The sequence below is a fragment of the Rhizobium sp. LEGMi-198b genome, assembly GCF_054114205.1.
Genome location: NZ_JBSYVH010000004.1, coordinates 501,088 through 524,862 on the forward strand (window position 1 = coordinate 501,088; position 23,775 = coordinate 524,862).

Below are 23,775 nucleotides of genomic sequence, written 5' to 3' on the forward strand. Positions count from 1 at the left end.
CGTTTCCCACCTTATCTGCCGCCCAATGGTTTCCCTTGGGCGGCTTTTTTGTCGGATGTGGGCATCGTCCGTGTCGCCTGCTCGCGGGTGCGCGCCCAGCGAATGATTGGGCGTTCCAGGCAGAAATAGCTGAAGGTGCCGATCGCGAAAATGATGAGGATTGCGACGAGGCTCGATGTGATCCATCCGCCAAGCACATCGTCGGAGCCGGTGCCGAAGGTCCAGGGGAAGAGCGTCTTCATCAGCGTCAGCACGATATCCTGCCAGATATAGACGCCGAAGGAGACGGTGGCGACATAGCGGATGAGACTGAAGTCGACAACTCTTCCCAGAAAGACCGACTGCGGCAGAACGCAGAGCGCGACAGCGGCCGCCAGGGGAAGCAGCGGGAATTGATAGGGAATGCCAAGCCAGGCATAGCCTTCCGCTGGGCCGCCGATGGAGTGCGGCAACTGCCATGCGCCCATGACGATCATAAGCGCTCCGATGACATCGTAGATTGCCGAGCGGCGGGCAGGAAGGATGGTCTGGATTCCGGCAGCCAGCGCGCCGATCGCGAATATCGCGAAGAAACCGATGGGATTGTAGCGCGGCATCCATTCCTTGGCGCCGCCCTCGAAGCCATATTGCCATCCCTTCCCGATGTTGTCTGTCGGGAGATAGCTCACCACCAGCCAATGGCCTACCAGCGCCGCCGCGATGATGCCGATCCAGAGCAACCGGCTGACGAGAACGGAGCGTGATCTCGGCGTTGCATGGAACAGCAGCAGGAAGCCGATCGGCAAAAGGACATAGCAGGTTGTCTCGAAGGGGATCGACCATAGGGGGCCGTCACCCTGCACCGGAAAAAAGGTGCGCCAATGCCATTGGCTCATCAGGAAGAAGCCGGCGACGTAGCGGCCGATCAGCTCTCCATCGAGCGGAAATTCATAGATGGTGAAACTCAGCACGAAGCCGACCGTCAGGGCGACCCAGAAGCCCGGCAGGATGCGTGCAGCGCGGCGCATGGTGTAAATCTTCAAAGACGGTAACGGCTGGGCTCTATCCAGCGCCAGCCAGAAGGGACGGGAGAGAAGAAAGCCGCTGAGAACGAAGAAGACCGAGACGCCGTGATTGCCGAAGCGCGCCAACATGAAGGTCAAGTCCAAGGTCGGGGGGATCTTGTTGAAATCCATCCGGAGCGCGAGATGGTGGGCGAGCACCATCAGACATGCGACGGCGCGCATGAAATCCGCTCCCCCAAGACGTTTCTCGTTCTCCATCGCAATACCGCCGAAACTGTCTTCCTATTGGGTTAGGTCATCGAGGCGACTTCGGCAAGCGCAGCTTTGCGGCAAGGTAAACTTCTGGGTGTATAACAGACGTCCGGACCTGGGGTACCAGGTCCGGACGTCAAACCGGTCTTTCGCACCTGCCAGAAACGAAAGACCGTGTTCGGATATTGCAGAAGGCGCTCAGGCGGCGACGGAGCGATAGGGGCGCGTTGCGTGAGCCGGTTTCAAGGCCGCGCTCCACCAATGCAGCTTCGCCATCATCCGCACCAGCGATTGACGTGCCTCGATCGGGTTTTCAAGGGAGCCATCTTCGGCGAACCGGCCCCAGGGATTGGCGAAGCTGACGGTGTCGCGCACGGTTACGGCATGCAGCTCGGCAAAGACCAGCCGCAATTGTTCGACGGCACGAAGCCCGCCGGAAATGCCGCCATAGGAAACGAAGGCGACCGGCTTGCCCTGCCATGGCTCATAAACGAGATCGAGCACGAATTTCAGCGAGGCGGTGAAGCTGTGATTGTATTCCGGCGTGACGACGATGAAGGCATCGGCCTTGGAGAGCCGCTCGGCGAGGGCCGCGACGGCCGGATGCTCGCGGTCGTGCTGCGCCGGCAGGTCGAATTCAAGGGGATCGATAATGTCGATGTCGATCAGCGGATAGTTTTCCAGCTCACGGACGACCCAATTGACCACGCGGTCACATAGTCGGCCCTTGCGGGTGCTGCCGTAGAGAATTGCCAGCTTGGTAGGTCCAGTCATGCGTTGCTCCTGCTTTACGCGCTTCGGAGCAGGAGCTATAGAACCTCAAGTAAAGTTGAGGTCAAGGACGTATGATGGAAAAAATCGAATCCGATCAATTTTCCAAATTGCTGACGGTCGGCGAGGTGGCGGCGCGCAGCGGCGTCGCGGTCTCGACGCTGCATTTCTACGAGGCAAAAGGGCTGATCGAGAGCCATCGCAGCCGCGGCAATCAGCGGCGTTACGCCCGCGAGGTCCTGCGCCGGGTGGCGGTCATCAAGGTGGCGCAGCGTGTCGGCATTCCGCTTGCTGAGATTCAAGCGGCACTCGACACGCTGCCGCAAAGCCGGACGCCGACAGGCGCCGATTGGCGGGCGCTCTCGGCACACTGGAAGGATGATCTCGACAAAAGGATCAAGCGGCTGCAGGGCCTGCGTGATCAACTCGACGGCTGCATCGGCTGCGGCTGTCTCTCGATGCAGACCTGCCCCTTACGCAATCCCTGGGATGTGCTGTCAGAAGAGGGGCCTGGGCCGCGTCTGCTGGATCCCTAGAGTATCCGTGTTTCTTCGAACCACGGAAGTACTCTATCTCTTTGTTTTCAAGCAGGATGCAACACCGTTTCGCACTTTTGCTGGAATTGCTCTGGAGCGCCGTGCCTGCCTAAGCATGAACGCGCGTGCCGGCCATATAATCATCCAGCGCGGCGGCTTCATCCTTCGAGAGATAGAGGCCTTTCTTCGAACGACGCCAAAGGACGTCGGCGGCGGTGTAGGCCCATTCATGCGCCATGAGATAGCGGACTTCCGCTTCATAGAGATCGCTGCCGAAGCTGCGGCCGAGATCGGCCACGGCCTTCGCCTCTCCAAGGAGCATGGCGGCGCGGGTGCCATATCGGCGCACCAGCCGGCGGGCATGCGGGTCGGCGAGGAAGGGATAACGTGCCTTCAACTTAGCGACCTCGGCCTCATAGCCGCGAACCGGAAAATCGCCGCCCGGAAGGGAGCTCTTGGCCGTCCATGGCGTTCCCTTGAGGCCGATGACCTCTCCGATCTTTTCCAGCGCATGTTCGCTAAGGCGGCGATAGGTGGTGAGCTTGCCCCCGAAAACGTTGAGCAACGGCGCCTGTCCCTCGGCGCCTTCGACCTTCAGCACATAATCGCGCGTCGCTTCCTGCGCCTTGGAAGCGCCGTCGTCATAGAGCGGACGTACGGCGGAATAGGACCAGACGATGTCCTCGCGCCGGACCGGCTCCTTGAAATATTCGCTGGCGGCGTTGCAGAGATAGGTGGTTTCCTCGTCGGAAATCTTCACATCCTTCGGATCATCCTTGTAGTCGCGATCCGTCGTGCCGATCAGGGTGAAATCCTGTTCATAGGGGATGGCGAAGATGATACGGTTATCCGGATTTTGGAAGAAATAGGCGCGAGGATCGTCGAACTTTTTGCGGACGATGATATGGCTGCCCTGCACCAGGCGGACATTGTGCACCTGGTTCTTGCCGAAGGCGTCGGACAGGACATGGTCGACCCAAGGACCGGCGGCATTAATGAGCATGCGCGACTGGAACGTGCGCTTCTCGCCGGTGACGGTGTTCTGTGTTTCAATCGTCCAGGTGCCCCCTTCGCGACGAGCGGAAATTACCTTGGTCCGCGGCATGATCGTGGCGCCGCGATCGGCCGCGTCGCGGGCGTTGAGCACGACCATGCGCGCATCGTCCACCCAGCCGTCGGAATATTCGAAAGCCTTGGTAAACAACGCCTTCAGCGGTTTTCCCGCCGGGTCCCTCTTCATGTCCAGCGTCGCGGTCGGCGGCAGCAGCTTGCGGCCACCGAGATGATCATAGAGGAAGAGGCCGAGGCGGATCAACCAGGCCGGGCGGATGCCGCCCTTGTGGTAAGGCAGGACGAAACGCATCGGCCAGATGATGTGCGGCGCCATCGCCCAGAGCACTTCACGCTCCATCAGCGACTCGCGCACCAGGCGGAATTCATAATGTTCGAGGTAGCGCAGGCCGCCGTGGATGAGCTTGGTCGCCCCGGACGATGTGCCGGAGGCGAAATCATTCATTTCCGCAAGCGCCACCTTGTAGCCGCGTCCGGCAGCGTCACGAGCTATGCCGCAGCCGTTGATGCCGCCGCCGATAACGAAAATGTCGTAAATCTGCTCGCTCACCCGCCCCTCCGAAAAGGTCTGCCATTTTGGGAAATGGAAAATTCGAAAATTGATTCATCTAAAACGAAATCAATCCGAATGTCAAACGAACGTTTCGTGACGAAAGCGATGTGAGGATCAATTCTGGCGGCGCGAGGTTTCCAACAGGCGAACGCCGTGTTCCGCCGCGGCGGCGCGGACGGATTCGACGCGACATTCGTCGGTAACGAAAGTATGGACTTGCGAGAGATGGCCGATGCGCACCGGAGCGGTGCGTTCGAACTTGGTGCTGTCGGCCACCAGGATGACATGGCGGGCATTGGCAATGATTGCCTGCGCCACTTTCACTTCGCGGAAATCGAAATCCAAAAGCGCGCCGTCGGCGTCGACAGCCGAAGTCCCGATGATGGCGTAGTCCACCTTGAATTGCCTGATAAAATCGACCGCGGCTTCCCCGACGATGCCGCCATCCGAGCCGCGCACGACGCCGCCCGCGATAACCACTTCGATCGATGGGAAAATACGTAACTTATTGGCAACGTTGATGTTATTGGTGATTACCATCAGTTCGTGATGGCCGAGGAGCGCCTCGCCGACCGCTTCCGTGGTGGTGCCGATATTGATGAAAAGAGAGGTGTTGTTGGGGATCAAGCCGGCGGCGGCGCGGCCGATCGCCTGCTTTTCAGGGGCGGCGATGGAGCGGCGCGCTTCGTATTTGACGTTTTCCGTCCCGCCGGGAAAGATCGCGCCACCGTGGACGCGCGATAGAACGCGGCCGTCACAGAGATCGTTCAAATCCTTGCGGATGGTTTGTGGCGTTACCGAAAAACGCAGCGCCAGTTCCTCCACCAGCACGCGCCCCTCAGCCTTGGCGATTTCCAGAATCTCAGTCTGGCGTCCGGATAGGAACATTGTCGACGCTCCCTTTCTTTCGTTTTTTCGTCATCATATGATAAAGTGAAAATTCCGCAATTGCCGACGCGCGGATTCTGCACATTGGGGAGGTCATGGTGTTTCATCCGAAGCTATTCGAAAATCGCAATGTCGTCGTCACCGGCGCCGGCCGTGGCATCGGGCTGGAGGTGGCGCGGCAGTTTCTCGATTGCAGTGCGCGCGTTCTCGTCCATGTCGGCCGCGACCCCGGCCGCGAGCTGCCGGATTTTTTGATGGAGGCAGAACTCGATCGTCGCGCCTTTCTCGTTCCTGCTGATTTCACCAGTGAAAGCGGCACCAGGGACTTTGCTCTCGCCGCCGCTGATGTATTCGACCGCATCGATGTGCTGGTCAATAATGCCGGTACCATGGTCGGCCGCTTTCCGGCCGGCGAATTGACCGACGAGTGGTATGACCGGATTGTCCAGCTCAACCAGACCTCGGTCGTCGAGGTGACCAGGGCGCTGTTGCCGCTATTGCGGGCGGCCGGGCAGGCGGCGATCGTCAATACGGTCTCGATCTCGGCTTTGACCGGCGGCAGTCCTGGGTCGGCGATCTATTCCGCCTCCAAGGCTTTCGTCGCTACCTACTCGAAGGCTTTGGCGCGCGAGCTGGCGCCGGACGGGATCCGGGTGAATTGCGTATCGCCGGGAACCATCGCCACCGATTTCCACGAGCGTTATTCGTCGAAGGAAAAACTCGAACAGACCCGCCGGTCGATCCCGTTGCAGCGTCTGGGCACAGCGGAGGATTGTGCGCCTGCCTATCTCTTCCTCGCCGCGCCAACGCTCTCGGGCTACATCACCGGCCAAGTGATCGAGATCAACGGAGGACAGCTTATCTGCTGATAATCGGACCTTTTTTGGTGTTCTGCGACCTTTTGAACCAGCTTATGGATTCATAATATTATAAACATATCTCTATGTGAGTTATCACTAGAGGCCATCCTATGTCGCTGTCTCCACCGCCTGGCGGTGCCGCCGAGCATAATGTCGAGGAACTGACGGCGGAGGCCCGGCGGGCGAGCATTTTGTTGAAGGCTCTGTCGCACGAGACGCGGCTGATCATCCTCTTTATGCTGGCCACAGGCGAAAAGACCGTTACGGAGATCGAGGGGTTGCTCGGTCTGCAGCAGGCGGTGGTTTCTCAGCACCTGGCGCGGCTTCGCCTGGAAAAGCTGGTCGATACGCGTCGCGAAGGCCGGCTCATCTATTATGCTGTCGCCAGTTCTGAAATCTGCGCCGCAATCAATTCGCTGCAAAAAATCTTCTGCACGGGCGATTGCTGAAACGTCCTCCTCGGGCTCTGTCTGGCTTGAGCCGCGACTGCCGACTGGCCTCTGCGTTTATTCGGAAATTTCCGAAGCCTCGTTTTGGCCTTCAATTCATCATCGTATCGTCAACTGCCTGACATCACAGTGTTATGCAAGGCCGCTAATACTCCCTTATAAGATAAAAGGAGGATAGGCCGTGCAGAATAGTGAAATGACGATTTCGGAAGTTCTGCGAGATCCGATGATCCGCCAGATGCTCCGTGCCGATCGCGTATCGTTGAGCGACTTTGCGAAACTTCTGGAAAAAACGGCCCGTGCGAGAAATGCTGCCTCTGCCGAACAGGATGCGATACCGTTTATCCCTCGCGTTTTCATTGAGCGCTCATCGGCTGGTGGCGAGACCGCTCTCTAGGGAATCTTCGGAGGGGCACGATTTCCGACGACAGCAGTAGAAGCTAGTGAATGCAGCCGGATTTGGCGAAAGCCTTTCCGGCTGCATTCTTACTTGCGCCTTCAGAGGCAGGAACGGGGTGTGATTGCTGGAGGAGTGCGGTGAACCGCCCCAATGCCTCACTTCTATTTTCCAATGTTGCGCTGATGCCCTGGCCCGTTTAACTCTCGCATTCAGGAGAGTTAAATGATCGATAAGCTGGAATTCTTCATCGCGCTTGCCAACCAGAAGCATTTCGGCCGTGCTGCGGAGGAATGCGGGGTGACGCAGCCGACATTGTCGGCGGCGATCAGGCAGTTGGAGGATCAGCTCGGCGTCATGCTCGTCAGCCGCGGCTCGCGCTTTCAGGGGCTCACGCCGGAGGGCCAGCGGGTGCTGGAATGGGCGCGACGCATCGTCGGCGATACCAGAACCATGCGCGAGGAAATGCGGGCTGCGCGCAAGGGGCTTGCCGGCCATCTCCGCATCGCCGCCATTCCGACGGCGCTTGCCATGGTGCAGAAGATCACCGCGCCGTTTCAGGAGCGGCATCCCGACGTCACCTTCTCCATTACCTCGCGCAATTCGCTGCAGGTGCTGAGCCTGCTTGAAAACCTCGAGATCGATGCCGGCATCACCTATCTGGAAAACGAGCCGCTCGGCCGCGTCACCAGCGTGCCGCTTTATGCCGAGCGCTATCATCTGATAACGGCGGCCGGCAGTCCGCTGGCGGAGCGCACAAGCGTAACGTGGAAGGAAGTGGGCGATCTTCGGCTTTGTCTATTGACGGCCGATATGCAGAACCGCCGGATCATCAACCGGCATCTCGGCGAAGCCGGCGCGACCGCCCGGCCGACGCTGGAATCCAATTCGATGATCGTGCTGTTTTCCCATGTCCAGACCGGACGCTGGGCGAGCATCATGCCGAAGAATATCGCCGATTCCTTCGGCTTTCCGGCCGATATTCATAAGATCCCCATCACGGAGCCGGAGGCGGAGCATCTCGTCGGCCTGGTAGCCACCCATCGCGAACCGTTTACGCCGCTTGTCTCCGCTTTGCTGCACGAGGCACGATTGCTGGCCGAAGGCAATAAGAGTCGATAGGAGTTTTCTATCGACTGACGGGATTACCTTATTGATCCCCCGCCTCTTCCTTGCGATTTTTGTTTGGTGAGCACGCGTCGACGCCTGTTTACGGAGGAAAGCCTGGGAGGGCTGCATATGAATTTGCATCTTGGTTCGGGCGAGATCGCGGCCCGCGCCGGCGTTATCATCGACAGCATGAAGTCGATGGAAGGTCCGCTCCTGCCGATCCTGCACGGGATCCAGGAGGAATTCGGTTATGTGCCGCAGGATACGCTTCCGTTGATCGCCAAGGCCCTGAACCTATCGCGCGCCGAAGTGCATGGCGTGATGACCTTCTACCATGATTATCGCGATCATCCCGCTGGCCGTCATGTCCTGAAGCTCTGTCGTGCCGAAGCCTGTCAGTCGATGGGCGGCGATGCGCTGGCCGAGCACGTCAAGCGGCTGCTTGGTATCGATTTTCACCAGACGACGCTGGATGGCAGCGTGACGCTGGAGCCGGTCTACTGTCTCGGCCTCTGCGCCTGCGCGCCGTCGGCGATGCTGGACGGCGAGCTGCACGGCCGCCTGGACGATGAGGCCGTCGAAGACCTCGTGAAGGAGGCGCGCCGATGACGGTGAAGATTTACATTCCCCGCGATGCTGCCGCTCTTTCCCTCGGTGCCGAAAAGGTGGCGAAGGCGGTCGCGCAGGAGATCGCCAGCCGGGGTCTTGATGCGCAGATTGTGCGCAACGGCTCGCGCGGCATGTTCTGGCTGGAGCCGCTGGTCGAGGTCGAAGTCGACGGCAAGCGTATCGGTTATGGGCCGGTGAAGGCCAAGGACGTGGCTGATATTTTCGATGCCGGGCTGATCACCGGCGGCGCTCATCCGCTCTGTCTTGGGGAGGTCGAAAACCTCCCATTCCTCAAGGAACAGACCCGTCTCACTTTCGCCCGTTGCGGCATCACAGATCCTCTTTCACTGGAAGACTATGAAGCCCATGGCGGTCTGAAGGGGGTGCGTCGCGCCGTCGACATGGCGGCAGGCGATATCGTCAAGGAGGTCACCGATTCCGGCCTGCGCGGTCGCGGTGGTGCAGGTTTCCCGACCGGTATCAAATGGAAGACGGTGCTCGACGCGCCGGGCGACCGCAAATACATCGTCTGCAATGCCGACGAGGGCGACAGCGGCACCTTCGCCGACCGTATGATCATGGAAGGCGATCCCTTCGTGCTGATCGAGGGCATGGCGATCGCCGGCCTAGCGACCGGCGCGACCAAGGGTTTCGTCTACACGCGCTCGGAATATCCGCATGCGATTGCCGTCATGACCGAGGCGGTCGAGATCGCCAGAGCTGCCGGCATTCTCGGTGCCTCGGTGCTTGGCTCCGGCAAGGCTTTCGATATGGAGATCCGCAGCGGCGCCGGTGCCTATGTTTGTGGCGAGGAAACGTCGCTGCTCAACAGCCTGGAAGGCAAGCGCGGCGTTGTGCGCGCCAAGCCCCCGCTGCCGGCGCATAAGGGCCTGTTCGACTGTCCGACCGTCATCAACAATGTCATTTCGCTCGCCTCCGTCCCGGTCATCATGGACAAGGGGGCTGCCTTCTACCGCGATTTCGGCATGGGCCGTTCGCGCGGCACGATTCCTCTCCAGATCGCCGGCAACGTCAAACATGCTGGCCTCTATGAGACGGCCTTCGGCCTATCGCTTGGCGATATCGTCGACAGGATCGGCGGCGGCACGAGGTCTGGCAGGCCGGTGAAGGCGGTGCAGGTCGGCGGGCCGCTGGGGGCTTATTTCCCTCGCAAGCTCTTCGATACGCCCTTCGACTATGAAGCCTTTGCGGCCAAGGACGGGCTGATCGGCCATGCCGGCATCGTCGTCTTCGACGATACGGCCGACATGTTGAAGCAGGCGCGTTTCGCCATGGAATTCTGCGCGGTGGAAAGCTGCGGCAAGTGCACGCCCTGCCGTATCGGCTCGATCCGCGGCGTCGAGACGGCAGACAAGATCGCACGCGGCATCGAGCCGGAACAGAACCGGGCGCTGCTTGCCGATCTCTGCAACACGATGAAATTCGGCTCGCTTTGCGCACTCGGCGGGTTCACGCCCTATCCGGTCATGAGCGCGATGACGCATTTTCCGGAGGATTTCTCTCCGGTTCCCCTGATTGAAGCGGCGGAGTAAGACCAGATGTCCCTTGTTTCCGAAATTGATTACGGTACTCCAGCCTCCCGCTCCGAAAGCATGGTGTCCTTGACCATCGACGGGCAGCAAATCACCGTGCCGGAAGGCACCTCGGTCATGCGCGCGTCGAGAGAAGCCGGGATCATGGTGCCGAAGCTGTGCGCCACCGACATGATCGATGCCTTCGGCTCCTGCCGCCTCTGTCTGGTCGAGATCGAGGGAAGGGCAGGCACGCCGGCTTCCTGCACGACGCCGGTGGCGCCGGGCATGGTGGTGCACACACAGACCGGACGATTGAAGGATATTCGCCGTGGCGTGATGGAGCTTTATATCTCCGACCATCCGCTCGACTGCCTGACCTGCGCCGCCAATGGCGATTGCGAATTGCAGGACATGGCAGGCGCTGTCGGTCTGCGCGACGTGCGCTATGGCTACGACGGCGACAATCACGTCAAGGCACGCAACAACGGCGACATCAATCAGAAATGGATGCCGAAGGACGAGTCCAATCCCTATTTCACCTATGATCCGTCGAAATGCATCGTCTGCTCCCGTTGCGTGAATGCCTGTGAGGAGGTGCAGGGCACCTTCGCGCTGACTATCGAGGGCCGCGGTTTTGGCTCGCGCGTCTCGGCGGGCATGCATGAGCATTTCATCGATTCGGAATGCGTTTCCTGCGGCGCCTGCGTGCAGGCTTGCCCGACCGCGACTCTGACCGAGAAATCGGTGATATCGATCGGCCAGCCGGAACACTCCGTCGTCACCACCTGCGCCTATTGCGGCGTCGGCTGCTCGTTCAAGGCGGAAATGCGCGGCGAGGAACTGGTACGCATGGTGCCCTGGAAGGACGGCCAGGCCAATCGCGGCCATTCCTGCGTCAAGGGCCGCTTCGCCTATGGCTATTCGACCCACAAGGACCGCATCCTCAATCCGATGGTTCGCGAGAAGATCAGCGATCCCTGGCGCGAAGTCACCTGGGATGAGGCGTTTGCGCACATCGCTACGGAATTCAAGCGCCTGCAGTATCAATACGGCCGCGACTCCATCGGTGGTATTACCTCGTCGCGCTGCACCAATGAGGAGACCTACCTCGTGCAGAAGCTGGTGCGCGCCGGCTTTGGCAACAACAATGTCGATACTTGCGCCCGCGTCTGCCATTCGCCAACCGGCTACGGCCTCGGCCAGACCTTCGGCACTTCGGCCGGCACGCAGGATTTCGACAGCGTCGAACATTCCGATGTCGTCGTCGTCATCGGCGCCAATCCGACGGACGGCCATCCGGTCTTCGGTTCGCGGCTGAAGAAGCGGCTGCGCCAGGGCGCCAAGCTTATCGTCATCGATCCCCGCCGCATCGATCTGGTGCGCACGCCGCATGTCGAGGCGAGCTATCACCTGCCGTTGAAGCCGGGCACCAATGTCGCCATGCTGACGGCGCTCGCCCATGTCATCGTCACTGAAGGCTTGTTCGACGAGAAGTTCATCCGCGAACGCTGCGACTGGTCCGAATTCGAAGATTGGGCTGCCTTCGTCGCCGAGCCGCAGCATAGCCCGGAGGAGACGGAAAAGTTCACCGGCGTTCCCGCCGATCTCGTGCGTGGCGCGGCCCGCCTCTATGCCAAGGGCGGCAATGGCGCGATCTATTACGGCCTTGGCGTCACTGAGCACAGTCAGGGCTCGACGACCGTTATGGCGATCGCCAATCTCGCCATGGCGACGGGCAATATCGGCCGTCCGGGCGTCGGCGTGAACCCGTTGCGCGGCCAGAACAATGTGCAGGGCTCCTGCGACATGGGGTCCTTCCCGCATGAGCTGCCGGGCTATCGCCACATCTCCGACGATGCGACGCGTGACATCTTCGAAAAGCTCTGGGGCGTAAAGCTCAACAACGAGCCCGGTCTGCGCATCCCCAACATGCTCGATGCCGCCGTCGATGGCACCTTCAAAGGCATCTACATCCAAGGCGAGGATATTCTGCAGTCCGATCCGGACACCAAGCATGTCGCCGCCGGCCTTGCCGCCATGGAATGCGTCGTCGTTCACGACCTCTTCCTGAATGAGACGGCCAACTACGCCCACGTCTTCCTGCCGGGCTCGACCTTCCTCGAAAAGGACGGCACCTTCACCAATGCCGAGCGTCGCATCAATCGCGTGCGCAAAGTCATGACCCCACGCAACGGCTATGGGGATTGGGAAGTGACGCAGAAGATGGCGCAGGCCATGGGCCTTGCCTGGAACTATACGCATCCGTCCGAGATCATGGACGAGATCGCCGCGACCACGCCGAGCTTCGCGCTTGTCTCCTATGACTATCTGGAAAAGATGGGCTCGGTGCAGTGGCCATGCAACGAGAAGACGCCTCTTGGCTCGCCGATCATGCATGTCGATGGTTTCGTGCGCGGCAAGGGCAAGTTCATCCGCACGGAATATGTCGCGACCGACGAACGCACCGGCCCGCGCTTTCCGCTGCTGCTCACCACCGGGCGTATTCTCAGCCAGTACAATGTCGGCGCCCAGACGCGGCGGACGGATAATGTTGTCTGGCATGCGGAGGACCGGTTGGAGATCCATCCGCACGATGCCGAACAGCGCGGCATCCGCGACGGCGATTGGGTCAAGCTCGCCAGCCGCTCGGGCGACACGACGCTGCGTGCGCTGATTACCGACCGCGTGGCTCCTGGCGTCGTCTATACGACCTTCCATCATCCGGACACGCAGGCGAATGTCATCACCACCGATTATTCCGACTGGGCGACGAACTGCCCGGAATACAAGGTGACGGCGGTGCAGGTTTCGCCCTCCAACGGCCCGTCGCAATGGCAGATCGACTATGACGAACAAGCGCGGCAATCGCGCCGGATTGCTGGGAAGCTGGAGGCAGCGGAGTGATATCCGATGGATTGACCCCTTCTCCCCGTCGGGGAGAAGGAAGGGTCGCCACATGACCCGTTTCACCCCCACCACGACCGTCCCCGAAACTGCCCGCCGCAATGGCCTGGTACGCTCGGGTACGCGCACCGTGCCGGAAGAAGTTCCGATTGCCTTTTCCTATGGCGGCACGTCGCATGCGGTGATGATGGGTACGCCTGCCGATATCGAGGATTTTGCGGTCGGCTTCAGCCTGACCGAGGGCATCATTACCAATGTCGATCAGATAGCCGCGATCGAGCCGATAGAGGACGAGCGGGGGATCGATATGCAGATCACTCTGGTCGATGACGCGGCCGATGCGCTGCGCGTCCGGCGGCGGCATATGGCCGGGCCGGTCGGCTGTGGGCTCTGTGGCATCGAATCGATCGAGCAGGCGGTGCGCGAGGTGCCGGATGTTTCGAAGGTCGCTCTGACAATCTCGTATGGGGATATCGTCAAAGCGGTCGCTCTTTTGAGCGACGCGCAGGTGTTGAACCATGAGACCCGCGCCGTGCATGGGGCGGGCTTTTATATCCCGGCCGAGGGATTGATCGCCGTGCGTGAAGATGTCGGGCGCCATAATGCGTTGGACAAGCTCTGCGGCGCCCTCATCCGTTCCGGCCATAAGGGGCCTGAGGGCGTCGTTGCCGTCACCAGCCGCTTGTCGGTCGAGATGGTGCAGAAGGCTGCGATACTGGGCAGCTCCGTCCTCATTGCCATTTCCGCGCCGACCGCACTTGCCATCCGCACCGCCGAAGAAGCCGGCATGACGCTGGTAGCACTGGTGCGCGGCGACGATTTCGAGATTTTCACCCATCCGCAGCGCATTACCCCAGGGAGCATCGCCGATGTCGCCTGACGAAACACCCCACGGCAAAACGTCAGCCAAGCTCGTCTATATGGCGAACCAGATCGCCACTTTCTTCAAAACGCAGCCAGCCAACGAGGCGGCACAGGGCGTTGCGACGCATATCAATAAATTCTGGGATCCGCGGATGCGGCGGCAGTTTTTCGAAATAATTGATAATGGAAATAGTGGATTGGATCCCTTGGTGCTGGAGGCAGCCCCATTGATCCATAGGCCGGAGCCAGTCAAGCAAGACTGATCCGGTCAAATATTAGATATTCTTAATAAGAAGGGAGGATGGCGGAATCTGCCTATTAATGCAATTTAAGGTAGAATACTTGAGAAGTTCCAGTCTCTGAATCAAGGAGGAGTTGTTCATGACGACTGCGGAAACAGATATTTCAAGAGAACAGATAACATCAGGTTTGCTCGATCGGGAGCGCATTATCGCCAAACCCGGCTTCAATCGATGGCTGGTGCCGCCGGCAGCTCTGGCGATCCATCTTTGCATTGGCATGGCTTATGGTTTCAGCGTCTTCTGGCTGCCATTGTCGAAAGCGCTCGGCATATCGACGCCGCCGGCCGAATGCGCTGGCCTCAATCTTCTTTCCGCCCTCGTCACCACGAGCTGCGATTGGCGCGTCAGCGATCTCGGCTGGATCTATACCTTGTTTTTCGTATTGCTGGGCTCTTCCGCTGCCATTTGGGGCGGCTGGCTGGAGCGGGTCGGGCCGCGCAAGGCGGGCGTCGTCTCCGCTTGCTGCTGGTGCGGTGGCATTCTGGTTGCCGCGATCGGCGTCGTCTTCCATCAGCTTTGGCTGATGTGGATCGGCGCCGGCGTCATCGGCGGCGTTGGTCTCGGTCTTGGCTATATCTCGCCGGTGTCCACGCTGATCAAATGGTTTCCCGACCGGCGCGGCATGGCGACGGGCATGGCTATCATGGGCTTCGGAGGAGGAGCGATGATCGGCGCGCCGCTCGCCAACCTGCTGATGACCAGCTTCCGCAGCGACGGTTCAGCCGGAGTCTGGCAGACATTCGTCGTCATGGCGGCGATCTACTTCGTCTTCATGATGGGCGGCGCCTTCGGCTACCGCCTGCCGCCGGCCGGCTGGCGCCCGGATGGATGGACGCCGCCCGCCGCCAAGAGCACGATGATCACGACCAAGCACGTGCATCTGCGCGACGCCCATAAGACCAAGCAGTTCTGGCTGATCTGGACCGTGCTATGCCTCAACGTCTCGGCTGGCATCGGCGTCATCGGCATGGCTTCGCCGATGCTGCAGGAAATCTTCGGTGGTGCGCTGATCGGTCTGCCGGATGTGACGTTCGCCGCTCTGAGCAAAGACCAGGTGGCCGCCGTCGCTGCGATCGCCGCGGGCTTTGCCGGTCTCCTATCGCTGTTCAATATCGGCGGTCGCTTCTTCTGGGCATCCTTGTCCGATAGAATCGGGCGCAAGAACACCTACTATTGCTTCTTCGTTCTCGGCATCGCGCTCTATGTCCTTGCACCGTGGGCAGCGGGCATTCACAGCAAGGTGCTGTTCGTGGGTGCCCTTTGCATCATCCTGTCGATGTATGGCGGCGGCTTCGCCACGGTTCCCGCCTATCTCGCCGATATCTTCGGCACGCAGTTCGTCGGCGCGATCCATGGCCGGTTGCTCACCGCCTGGGCGACGGCCGGCATCATCGGTCCGGTGGTGGTCAACTATATCCGCGAGGCGCAGAAGGCCGCCGGTGTCGAAGGCGCGCAGCTTTACAGCTTCACCATGTATATCCTCGCCGGCATGCTGGCACTGGGTCTGATTGCCAACTCGCTGGTGAAGCCGCTCTCGGACAAATGGTTCATGTCGGATGGCGAGGTTGCGGCCTTGCAGGCGAGAACCGCCGCCGCGAACGCCGGTCCCACCGGTTCCTTCGGCATCGGCACGGGCGGCCTCGATGCCAGGGCGCTGATCGCCTGGGCGATCGTCGGCATCCCGCTGCTCTGGGGCGTCTGGGTGACGATCAAGAGCACATACGCGCTGTTTGGCTGAACCCCGGCACGGCGACTGCATGCAGAAGCCGTCCTGGAAAACCGGGGCGGCTCTATTCATAGAGAATGGTATGAAGAACGAGCGTTTAGGCGGCGAGTTCTTCCGTTTCGTTTTCCTTGAACATCTTGGCGAGGTTCAGGAAGCAGATCATGCCGCTTTCGGTGGCGATGATGCCTTCGCAGAAGGCGCGATCGAAGGAAGCCGTGACCTCAGGGACCGGCTGGACCTGGCTCGAGGAGATCGTCAGGATGTCGGAAACGCGGTCGACCAGCATACCGATGACCATGTTGTGGACTTCGGCGACGACGATGGCGCTGCGCTCGTTTGCGACCGTGCTCTTCATGCCGAGCTTGTAGGCGAGATCGATGATCGGAATGACCGAGCCGCGCAGGTTCATGACGCCGATGACATCGGCCGGCGCATGCGGGATCGGCGTCGACGGCGCCCAGCCGCGGATTTCGCGGATCGTGGTGGTCTTGACGCAGAACTCCTGATCATGAAGCCGGAAGGCAATGATCTCCAAGGTGTCGCCGCTGAAGCTGGTGGAATTGATCGTGGCCATGAACATTCTTCCCATTCAAGTATGGCGCCAAAACTGACGCGTTATCATGAGAATAACGCAAGAATGTTGCTCAAACCTAAACCTGCCGAAGAGATTTCGGCAGGATATACTTTAGGTACTTCTCAAGATCAGGCCTATTGGGCCAGCACCTTGTCGATCTGTTCCAGTGCCCAATCGACCTGATCGCGGGTGATGACCAGGGGCGGCGCGAGGCGGATCGTGTGGTCGTGCGTGTCCTTGGCGAGCAGGCCGATATCCTTGAGCTGGTAGCAATATTGTCGTGCCCCGCCGGCTTCCGGCACCAGCTCCACCGCCATCATAAGGCCGCGGCCGCGGACGTCCTTGACGATATTCGAACGGATCGAGCGCAGGCCTTCGAGGAAATAATCGCCCATGACGGCGGCGTTCTCGATCATGCCTTCTTCAGTCAGGACGCGCAGCGCGGCGCGAGCGACGGCGCAGGCCAGCGGATTGCCGCCGAAGGTGGAGCCATGCTGGCCGGGCTTCAGGACGCCGAGCACTTCTGAATTGGAAAGCACGGCGGAAACGGGATAGAAGCCACCCGACAGAGCCTTGCCGATCAGCGTCACGTCGGCCTCGATGCCCTCATGCTCCTCGGCGAGCAGCTTACCCGTGCGGCCGAGGCCGGTCTGGATCTCATCGAGGATGAGGGTAACGTTGTTGACGGTGCAGAGTTCGCGCACGCGGGTGAAGTAGCCGGGCGCGGGAATGATGACACCGGCCTCGCCCTGGATCGGCTCGATCAGCGCTGCGACGGTGTTTTTGTTGATCGCGGCAGCAAAGGCCTCAGCATCGCCGAAAGGAACGGTGCGGAAGCCCGGCGTATAGGGGCCGAAGCCGGTGCGGGCATCCGGATCGGTCGAGAAGCTGATGATGCTGAGCGTCCGGCCGTGGAAATTGTTGGAGCAGACGATAATCTCGGCCTGGTTTTCCGGAACGCCCTTCACCTCATAGCCCCATTTGCGCACCGCCTTGATCGCGGTTTCGACGGCTTCGGCGCCGGAGTTCATCGGCAGGATCTTGTGCGAGCCGGTCAGCGCCGCCAGCTCCTCGTAGAGATAGGCGAGCTGGTCGTTGCGGAAGGCGCGGGAGGTGAGCGTCAGCTTGCCGGACTGCTCGATCATCGCCTCGCGGATTTTCGGATGGCAATGCCCCTGGTTGACCGCGGAATATGCTGACAGGCAATCGAGGTAGCGCTTGCCGTCGGTGTCCCAGACATAGACACCTTCGCCGCGGGTCAGCACGACATCGAGCGGCTTGTAATTATGGGCGCCGAGGCGCTGTTCAGTGGCGATAAGATCGGTTGATGCGCTCATGGTAAGTTCCCCCCGAGAATTATGCTGCCCGTGTCGGGCGATCGAAAATGCGTCGTCCGAAGAGGCTCGCCGCCATCTCCACCAGGACGCGGGCGCTCTTGCCGCGGTCGTCGAGGAAGGGATTGAGCTCGACCAGATCGAGCGACGAGACGAGGCCGCTGTCGGACAGCATTTCCATGATGAGATGGGCTTCGCGGAAAGTCGCGCCGCCCGGCACCGTCGTCCCGACACCGGGCGCGATATCCGGATCGAGGAAATCGACATCGAAGCTGACATGCAGCAGGCCATTGGCGGCGCTGATGGTGTCGAGCACCTGGCGCATGATGGCTGCCACGCCCTGCTCGTCCAACGAGCGCATATCGAAGACGTTGACGCCATGCTCGCGGATTTCCTGGCGCTCGTGCGGGTCGACGGAGCGTATGCCGACCTGGAATACCTTCTTCGGATCGACCAGCGGGCGGGAGGCCGGCAGGATATCGGCAATCTCCGCTTCGCCGCAGAAGAAGGCGACCGGCATGCCGTGAATATTGCCCGATGGAGATGTGGCCGGCGAATTGAAGTCTGAATGCGCGTCGAGCCAGAGCACGAACAGCGGCCGGCCAACCTCAGCCGCATGGCGCGCCATGCCGGAGACGCTGCCCATGGAAAGGCTGTGATCGCCGCCGAGGATCAGCGGGAAGCCGCCCGATGAGGCAACTTCGTAAACCTTGGCTTCCAGAGCGCGGGTGAAGGCGCCAACGGTCTTCAGATTATGCGCTTTCGGATGGTCCGGCAGGTCGGCGGCGGGGGCCGGATGCAGGTCGCCGCTGTCGGTGACGCGATGGTCGAGTTCGGTCAGCATCGTCTCGATGCCGGCGATGCGCAGAGCCGTCGGGCCCATGCCGGCGCCGCGGCGGCCGGAGCCTTCCTCGAGCGGAACGCCGATCAGCGTGATGGATGTGGATTGTACGTTCATCGGCGGTCCTCCGTTCAGCGCATAAGCCCGAAAAGTGCAGAGCGACTTTCGAAAGGGCTTATGCGCGATCCAAGATACAGGTTGGCTGTCGGTGTTGATTATCAGCGACGGAGATGACAGCAAAAAGATGGAAAATTGTCAAAAATTGAGTAGTCTTCGACAGATTGATAAATGCCATTTAGCAGAATGATAAGTCCATGGATGATCTCGATCGTGACCTCCTGAGCGCGTTGCGCCACAACGCCCGCACCTCCGTCTCGTCGCTTGCGGCAGCGACCGGCGCCTCACGCGCCACCGTGACGGCGCGCATCGAACGGCTGGTCGACAATGGCACCATCACCGCCTTTACCATCAGAACCGGCCACGAGGCCCGCTCCGCCGGGGTGCGCGCCATCGTCATGATCGAGGTGCTCGGCAAATTGGCGGATAAGGTCGCCGATCAGCTTCGCGGCCTGCCGCAGGTGAGGGCGCTGCACAGCACCAACGGAAAATGGGATTTCATCGCCGAGCTGGAGGATCGCGATCTCGCTTCCTTCGACGAAACGCTGCGCAGGATTCGCTTGATCAACGGTATCAACACGACGGAGTCCAATATCCTGCTGAAGACGAGCAAGATGGGATTTTAAACATTCTTTCCAAGGAGGCACCACCCGCCCTCGCCCTTTGAGGCTCCAGCCCCCTTCGACAAGCCCAGGAGGCTTGCGGGTGAGGACTGATCTCTTGCGTGCTCCAAAACTCTCTCAACCTCACCCTGAGGTGCTTTGACGTTTAAGCGTCAGCGAAAGCGGCAAGGCCTTGAAGGGCGAGGTGGCCGCGGATTGGCTTGAGCAGAAAGTCGTGTGATCTCCTCAATACTCATGCTCATAAACAATCCCGGCTTCGCCTGCCCCATCCGAGCCGGCTGCGCCCCGTAGCTTAACGCCGCGGCCTACGTCGAGATTGATGATCGCCTTGGTGTTGTTGGAGGCGCCCTGCTGCAGCTCGATATAGGTGCGCTTGTTCAGATATTTACCGGCGCCAACCTGGGCCTGGCCCTTTGAGTCCGTCGTGATGTCGAGATCGTCGACGCCGAGATGGCTGCGCAGCCCCTCGAACAAGGAGGTGGAACGGCCGCCGGCGAGCTGGCTCGCGGCATCGGCGAGCTGGGCGATCTGCAGGGCTGAAAGCTTGGACATCGATTGACCGAAGATCAGTTGCGCCAGCACCTCGTCCTGCGGCAGGGCAGGCGACGAGGAAAAGCTGATCTTCGGGTCGGTAGCCAAACCCGTGACGTCGACGGTGATGGTTGTGGAATTCACGGTCGATGTGGCTTCCATGTCGAGGGCAGGCGTCAGGTCGCCACCGAAGGTGATCTTGCTGCTGTTGGTGAAATCCAGACGGCGGCTGAGGATAGTCAGGCGTCCGCGCCGCATGGTGAAGCCGCCGGAGACGATCGGATTGGCGGCCGTGCCGCGAACGGTGATGTTGCCGCCGAGTTCCGCGTCGATGCCGCGGCCGCGGACGAAAATCTGCGCGGGCGCGTCAAGCTGCAGGTCGATACCGAGGGTGGTGGATTTATCGCGCGGGCCCTGAGGCTTCTGGTCCCTGAACTGGGCGCTGACGGCGGCGGGTGCGTTCTTGTGTTTGATATTGATCTCGGAGAGCGAGGCCGGCAGCTTTTCCGGCACGGTGATCGATGCCTTGTTGAGCCTCAGACTTCCGGTGAGCGCCGGTGCGGTCAGCAACGGCCCCTTGATGTTGAGGGTGCCGTTGATGGTTGCGGTCACCAGCGTGCCGTCGACATAGGTGGCATCGTTGAATTTCAACTGGATGTCGGCGGGAAAGCCGCTGTCCGGAACAATGCCGACCGTGCCGCTTGCCGATACGCTGCCGCCGCTGGCGAGATTGCCGTTGAGCCGCGAGATCACCGCCTGCCTGCCGTCGAGCGTGACGGTGACGGCGAGGCCGTTGAGGGTGAGATTGCGACGGACATCGACGAGTTTGGAGCCGTCGGTGGTGATCGTGCCGGTGATGGCCGGTGCGGCGGTCGTGCCGGCGATCCGGATGTCGATCTTCGCCGTGCCGGTCATGCTGAGGCCCTGCGCGGCAAGCTGCCCGGCCACCGCGTCGAAGGGCAGGGTGCCGGAGAATCTCATCCCCAGGGCCTTGCTGCCGGCAATGGCGACGGTGCCGCCGCCGTTGAGCGCCAGGCCATTCTGGCCGGTAAGGTTCGTGTCGATGGTGACGGTATTGTTCGCGAACTGGCCGTTCGCCTTGATGCCGAGCGGGCCGAGCCCGGCCGATTTCGTCTGGCTGGTCGCCGCACCGGACCAATTGGTCTGAAAGGCGACGACGGGTGCAGCCGGCTTGCCGGTCACCGTCACCTTGCCGGAGATCGCACCTTCGGCGGCAAGCGTCGGGGCGAAGACATTGGCGAGGCTGGCGGGCAGGTTGGCGATCTCAGCAGTGATATTCAGCGCTTGTCCAGCCGTGCCGTTGACCGTCACCGAACCGCCGCCGGTCTGGATGGTGAGGCCGCTCAGCGATGCCGTGCCGTCTTTGACGACGATCTTGGTCGGCGATGCCAGCTTGACCGGAATGGTGCGCGGCGCGCCGGTGAAATTATCGAGGCTGACGACCGTCTGGCCACCGCCGGTTTCGATATTGCCATTGGCTGTCAGCGGCGCGTTGTCGTAGTTCGATTTGAGATCGAAAACCGTGCGGTTGCCCTGCTGCGTGAAGGTCAGCCCGAGATTGGCAATACGGTTGGCGCCGGAGGCGATGGCGTCGGCGCGGATGCTGCCATTGGCGGAAAAAGCCTTGAGGTCGTCGACGGTCAGCGCGATGGCCGGCTTGTCGATCGAGAGATCGTCGCGGCGAATGCCGCTGCCGTTGGCGTTGACCTTCAGGCCGATCTTGCCATTGGCGTTGGAGAGATCGATCGAACCCTTGAGATCGCCGTCGGCCTTCTGCCCCGCGAGGGCTGCAAGCAGGCTGAGGTCAGGCAGATCGAAGTTCAACGCGCCCGACGGTTCGAAACTTGGCGAAAGATACAGCTTGCCCTGCAGCTTGTTGGCGCCGACTTCGACGGCGAGCTTGGGAATGCTGGTGCGGCCGTTCTGCGAGGTCGCATCGGCGGTAATGCTGATCGGTTTGCCCTCGATTGCGCCGCTTGCCTGTACGCTCGCTTGCGGCGCATTCGGATCGGCGGTTCCGGTCAGCGCTATATCGAGCGTGTCCAGCAGGCGGCCGGCCAGCTTGACGTTGACCGCTTTCAGCGTCGCATCGATGCCGAGCGCGGCCAGCGGGCCCTTGGCTTTCAGGCCAATATCCGCTTGTCCTTCGGCATTGGGGACGAGCTTGGAGAGATCGAGCAGTTTGCCGGTGATATCCGATGTCAGCGCCTGGCCATCGAGCGCGGCACTGCCGCTGATTTCGGCAACATTCGATTTCAGGGCCAGGTTGGAGAGGTTCATTTTCGTCGGCACGGTGCCGGCGACCTGGCCCTCCAGCGAGATCGTCCCCTCGAACTTGTCGGACACACCGTCCGGCAGTACGGCGGGCAGCGCAAAGATCTTGAAGTTGCCGGTGAGCGACTTCGATGACAGCGTGTATTTGCCGTTGATGGTGCCGCCGATGCTGGCGCTTTCCAGCGTCGTATTGTTGAAGCCGATCATGTCGGGCGAGAGTTGCAAGGGCGCCGTCAGCGCGACCGGCGCGCGGATAAGGCGGTTGAGGTCGGGGCTGATGAAAGCGGTCTGGCCGATGACGAGGCGAAGCTGCAGCGGGCCGGAGCCGTTGGTCAGGTTGAAGGCGTCGCTCTTGGCGCTGAGGTTTACCTGGCCGATCTGGCCCTGCGGCGTGCTGACCCTTTCGAGCGAGGCCTTGGCATCGATCTTCACGGACTGCGCAGCGCCCGTCAGCGCGACATCAGCACGCGAAATCATCGCCCGCACTTCGCCGTCCTCCATCGGCCAGTGGAAATCCACAGGCCCCGATGTGCCGAGCAGGTTGGCGTTGAGGCTGTTATTGCCTGAGGGATCGAGCGTGCCGGAAGCGGCGATGACGACGCTGCCGGTGGCGAGATTGCCGGTCTGGATATCGATCTTGCCCTTGCCGTCGAAGGTAGCCGCAAGGTCGATCGTTGTCTGACCGGCAAAGAGAGGCCGGAAGGTCGGCGGCAGCAATGAATCGACGTCGCCGCCGCCCTTTACGTCGATACGATGCAGCCCGTCGGCGGAAAGGGCGTGATGGCCATTGATCGATACCGTCGGTTTGCCGTCGAGTGCTGCCTGCAGCTTACCGGCCCAGTTCGACAGAGGACCTTCGCCGGAAAGGTTGATATTGATCGCCGGGCCGCCCGGCAGATGCAGCATTCCGGCCAGCATTCCGTCACGCGGTTCAGCGATTTCGGCCTTCAGGTTCAGGCGGTTTTCGGCCGGCGCAAAAGCGATATCGGCGGAGAGCTTGGCGTCCGGAACGTCCTGGCGATTGGCATCGAGGATGAGGTCGACGCTACTGCTGTTCGCCTTGACGCTGCCGTTGGCGGCAAGCGCGAAATCCTGGCCGGCAACGGCCTGCCCGATGCGGAGATTCGGCAATGCGATGGCGCCGATATCGACGGCGATGGGCAGCGAGAAGCCTTTGCCTTCACTCGTCGTTGCTTGCGATTCCGCCGCCGGTTTTGCCGTTGACACCGGCAGGCGTTGAAAATCGACGGCGTCGGCGGCAACGCGGTCGGCATGGAAAGTGCCCGTCAGCAGGGAGACCGGCGACCAATCGATGGCGAGATTCTGCACCTTCGCGAAGGTGCCCTTGGTGTCGGCAACCGCAATCGAGCCGACGCGGAGGTTGCCGGTTAGAAGACCAGACGGCGCGGCAATCGTGATGGTCTGGTCCGGTGTCGAGACGAGCTTCGCCACCTGATTGACGGCATAGCTGGTCGCGGCGGGTACAAAGCCGACAATGAGCACGGCGGCGATCGCAAGCATGAGAATTGCCACGAACGCATAGGCGATGAGGCGCACCAATCTCCCGACAATTCGAATCAACATGCTCATGAGAGCGACAGTAACCTCAATTTTTGTAACCGCGTGCGG

The 23,775-nt window shown here is 61.0% G+C and carries 20 protein-coding genes; 12 read left to right on the forward strand and 8 right to left on the reverse strand.

Annotated features, from left to right (window positions below; all coding sequences use genetic code 11):
- Nucleotides 1–11: 11 nt before the first annotated feature.
- Together ACXHXG_RS18905 and ACXHXG_RS18910 are read right to left on the reverse strand one after the other, a co-directional pair.
- Nucleotides 12–1,262, reverse strand: a complete 1,251-nt coding sequence (locus ACXHXG_RS18905; RefSeq protein WP_457900249.1) for an acyltransferase family protein — start codon at nt 1,260–1,262, stop codon at nt 12–14.
- 192 nt (nt 1,263–1,454) lie between these two features.
- A complete protein-coding gene (locus ACXHXG_RS18910; RefSeq protein WP_104824580.1) occupies nt 1,455–2,030 on the reverse strand; it encodes an NADPH-dependent FMN reductase in 576 nt (191 codons plus the stop codon).
- Nucleotides 2,031–2,104: 74 nt separating this feature from the next.
- Here ACXHXG_RS18910 and soxR point away from each other — a divergent pair, with 74 nt between their 5' ends.
- Nucleotides 2,105–2,563, forward strand: coding sequence for a redox-sensitive transcriptional activator SoxR (gene soxR, locus ACXHXG_RS18915; protein ID WP_104825240.1), 459 nt, complete (start codon nt 2,105–2,107; stop codon nt 2,561–2,563).
- Between the two features lie 109 nt (nt 2,564–2,672).
- On the opposite strand, the gene glpD is transcribed toward soxR, so the two are convergent.
- Nucleotides 2,673–4,184 carry a glycerol-3-phosphate dehydrogenase gene (gene glpD / locus ACXHXG_RS18920; protein WP_457900250.1) on the reverse strand — a complete coding sequence of 504 codons (1,512 nt, stop codon included), beginning with the start codon at nt 4,182–4,184 and terminating at the stop codon, nt 2,673–2,675.
- Between the two features lie 117 nt (nt 4,185–4,301).
- The gene (locus ACXHXG_RS18925; protein ID WP_104824578.1) at nt 4,302–5,075 is read right to left on the reverse strand and encodes a DeoR/GlpR family DNA-binding transcription regulator; all 774 of its coding nucleotides are present in this window, start codon (nt 5,073–5,075) and stop codon (nt 4,302–4,304) included.
- 98 nt (nt 5,076–5,173) lie between these two features.
- Here ACXHXG_RS18925 and ACXHXG_RS18930 point away from each other — a divergent pair, with 98 nt between their 5' ends.
- The 10 genes from ACXHXG_RS18930 (at nt 5,174) to ACXHXG_RS18975 (ending at nt 15,843) form a co-directional block, all read left to right on the forward strand.
- A complete protein-coding gene (locus ACXHXG_RS18930) occupies nt 5,174–5,944 on the forward strand; it encodes an SDR family NAD(P)-dependent oxidoreductase (protein ID WP_457900300.1) in 771 nt (256 codons plus the stop codon).
- A 101-nt stretch (nt 5,945–6,045) separates the two neighbouring features.
- Complete coding sequence (locus ACXHXG_RS18935) at nt 6,046–6,384, forward strand: ArsR/SmtB family transcription factor (protein ID WP_104824577.1); 339 nt, start codon at nt 6,046–6,048, stop codon at nt 6,382–6,384.
- Nucleotides 6,385–6,565: 181 nt separating this feature from the next.
- Complete coding sequence (locus ACXHXG_RS18940; protein WP_104824576.1) at nt 6,566–6,781, forward strand: hypothetical protein; 216 nt, start codon at nt 6,566–6,568, stop codon at nt 6,779–6,781.
- Nucleotides 6,782–7,006: 225 nt separating this feature from the next.
- Nucleotides 7,007–7,903, forward strand: a complete 897-nt coding sequence (locus ACXHXG_RS18945; protein WP_104824575.1) for a LysR family transcriptional regulator — start codon at nt 7,007–7,009, stop codon at nt 7,901–7,903.
- Between the two features lie 117 nt (nt 7,904–8,020).
- A complete protein-coding gene (locus ACXHXG_RS18950) occupies nt 8,021–8,500 on the forward strand; it encodes a formate dehydrogenase subunit gamma (RefSeq protein WP_104824574.1) in 480 nt (159 codons plus the stop codon).
- Nucleotides 8,497–10,053 carry a formate dehydrogenase beta subunit gene (locus tag ACXHXG_RS18955; RefSeq protein WP_104824573.1) on the forward strand — a complete coding sequence of 519 codons (1,557 nt, stop codon included), beginning with the start codon at nt 8,497–8,499 and terminating at the stop codon, nt 10,051–10,053. Before ACXHXG_RS18950 ends, ACXHXG_RS18955 begins: the two co-directional genes overlap by 4 nt.
- Before the next feature lie 6 nt (nt 10,054–10,059).
- Nucleotides 10,060–12,939 (forward strand): formate dehydrogenase subunit alpha, encoded by a 2,880-nt coding sequence (gene fdhF, locus ACXHXG_RS18960; RefSeq protein ID WP_104824572.1) that lies wholly within the window; start codon nt 10,060–10,062, stop codon nt 12,937–12,939.
- A 52-nt stretch (nt 12,940–12,991) separates the two neighbouring features.
- Entirely contained in the window at nt 12,992–13,819 is an 828-nt protein-coding gene (gene fdhD / locus ACXHXG_RS18965; RefSeq protein ID WP_457900251.1) for a formate dehydrogenase accessory sulfurtransferase FdhD, read from the forward strand.
- On the forward strand, nt 13,809–14,066 hold the full coding sequence (locus tag ACXHXG_RS18970; protein WP_104824570.1) for a formate dehydrogenase subunit delta: 258 nt from the start codon (nt 13,809–13,811) through the stop codon (nt 14,064–14,066). Before fdhD ends, ACXHXG_RS18970 begins: the two co-directional genes overlap by 11 nt.
- A gap of 118 nt (nt 14,067–14,184) precedes the next feature.
- Entirely contained in the window at nt 14,185–15,843 is a 1,659-nt protein-coding gene (locus ACXHXG_RS18975; protein WP_457900252.1) for an OFA family MFS transporter, read from the forward strand.
- A gap of 85 nt (nt 15,844–15,928) precedes the next feature.
- On the opposite strand, the gene ACXHXG_RS18980 is transcribed toward ACXHXG_RS18975, so the two are convergent.
- From ACXHXG_RS18980 to rocF, 3 genes are all read right to left on the reverse strand, one after another.
- On the reverse strand, nt 15,929–16,405 hold the full coding sequence (locus ACXHXG_RS18980; RefSeq protein ID WP_104825238.1) for a chemotaxis protein CheW: 477 nt from the start codon (nt 16,403–16,405) through the stop codon (nt 15,929–15,931).
- A gap of 134 nt (nt 16,406–16,539) precedes the next feature.
- A complete protein-coding gene (rocD, locus tag ACXHXG_RS18985) occupies nt 16,540–17,742 on the reverse strand; it encodes an ornithine--oxo-acid transaminase (RefSeq protein WP_285168385.1) in 1,203 nt (400 codons plus the stop codon).
- Nucleotides 17,743–17,761: 19 nt separating this feature from the next.
- Entirely contained in the window at nt 17,762–18,697 is a 936-nt protein-coding gene (rocF, locus tag ACXHXG_RS18990) for an arginase (RefSeq protein ID WP_457900253.1), read from the reverse strand.
- A 197-nt stretch (nt 18,698–18,894) separates the two neighbouring features.
- Between rocF and ACXHXG_RS18995 the strand changes: the two genes are divergently transcribed.
- The gene (locus ACXHXG_RS18995; RefSeq protein WP_028751246.1) at nt 18,895–19,323 is read left to right on the forward strand and encodes an Lrp/AsnC family transcriptional regulator; all 429 of its coding nucleotides are present in this window, start codon (nt 18,895–18,897) and stop codon (nt 19,321–19,323) included.
- Between the two features lie 222 nt (nt 19,324–19,545).
- Here ACXHXG_RS18995 and ACXHXG_RS19000 read toward each other — a convergent pair whose 3' ends face one another.
- A complete protein-coding gene (locus ACXHXG_RS19000; protein WP_457900254.1) occupies nt 19,546–23,736 on the reverse strand; it encodes a translocation/assembly module TamB domain-containing protein in 4,191 nt (1,396 codons plus the stop codon).
- Nucleotides 23,737–23,775: the final 39 nt, after the last annotated feature.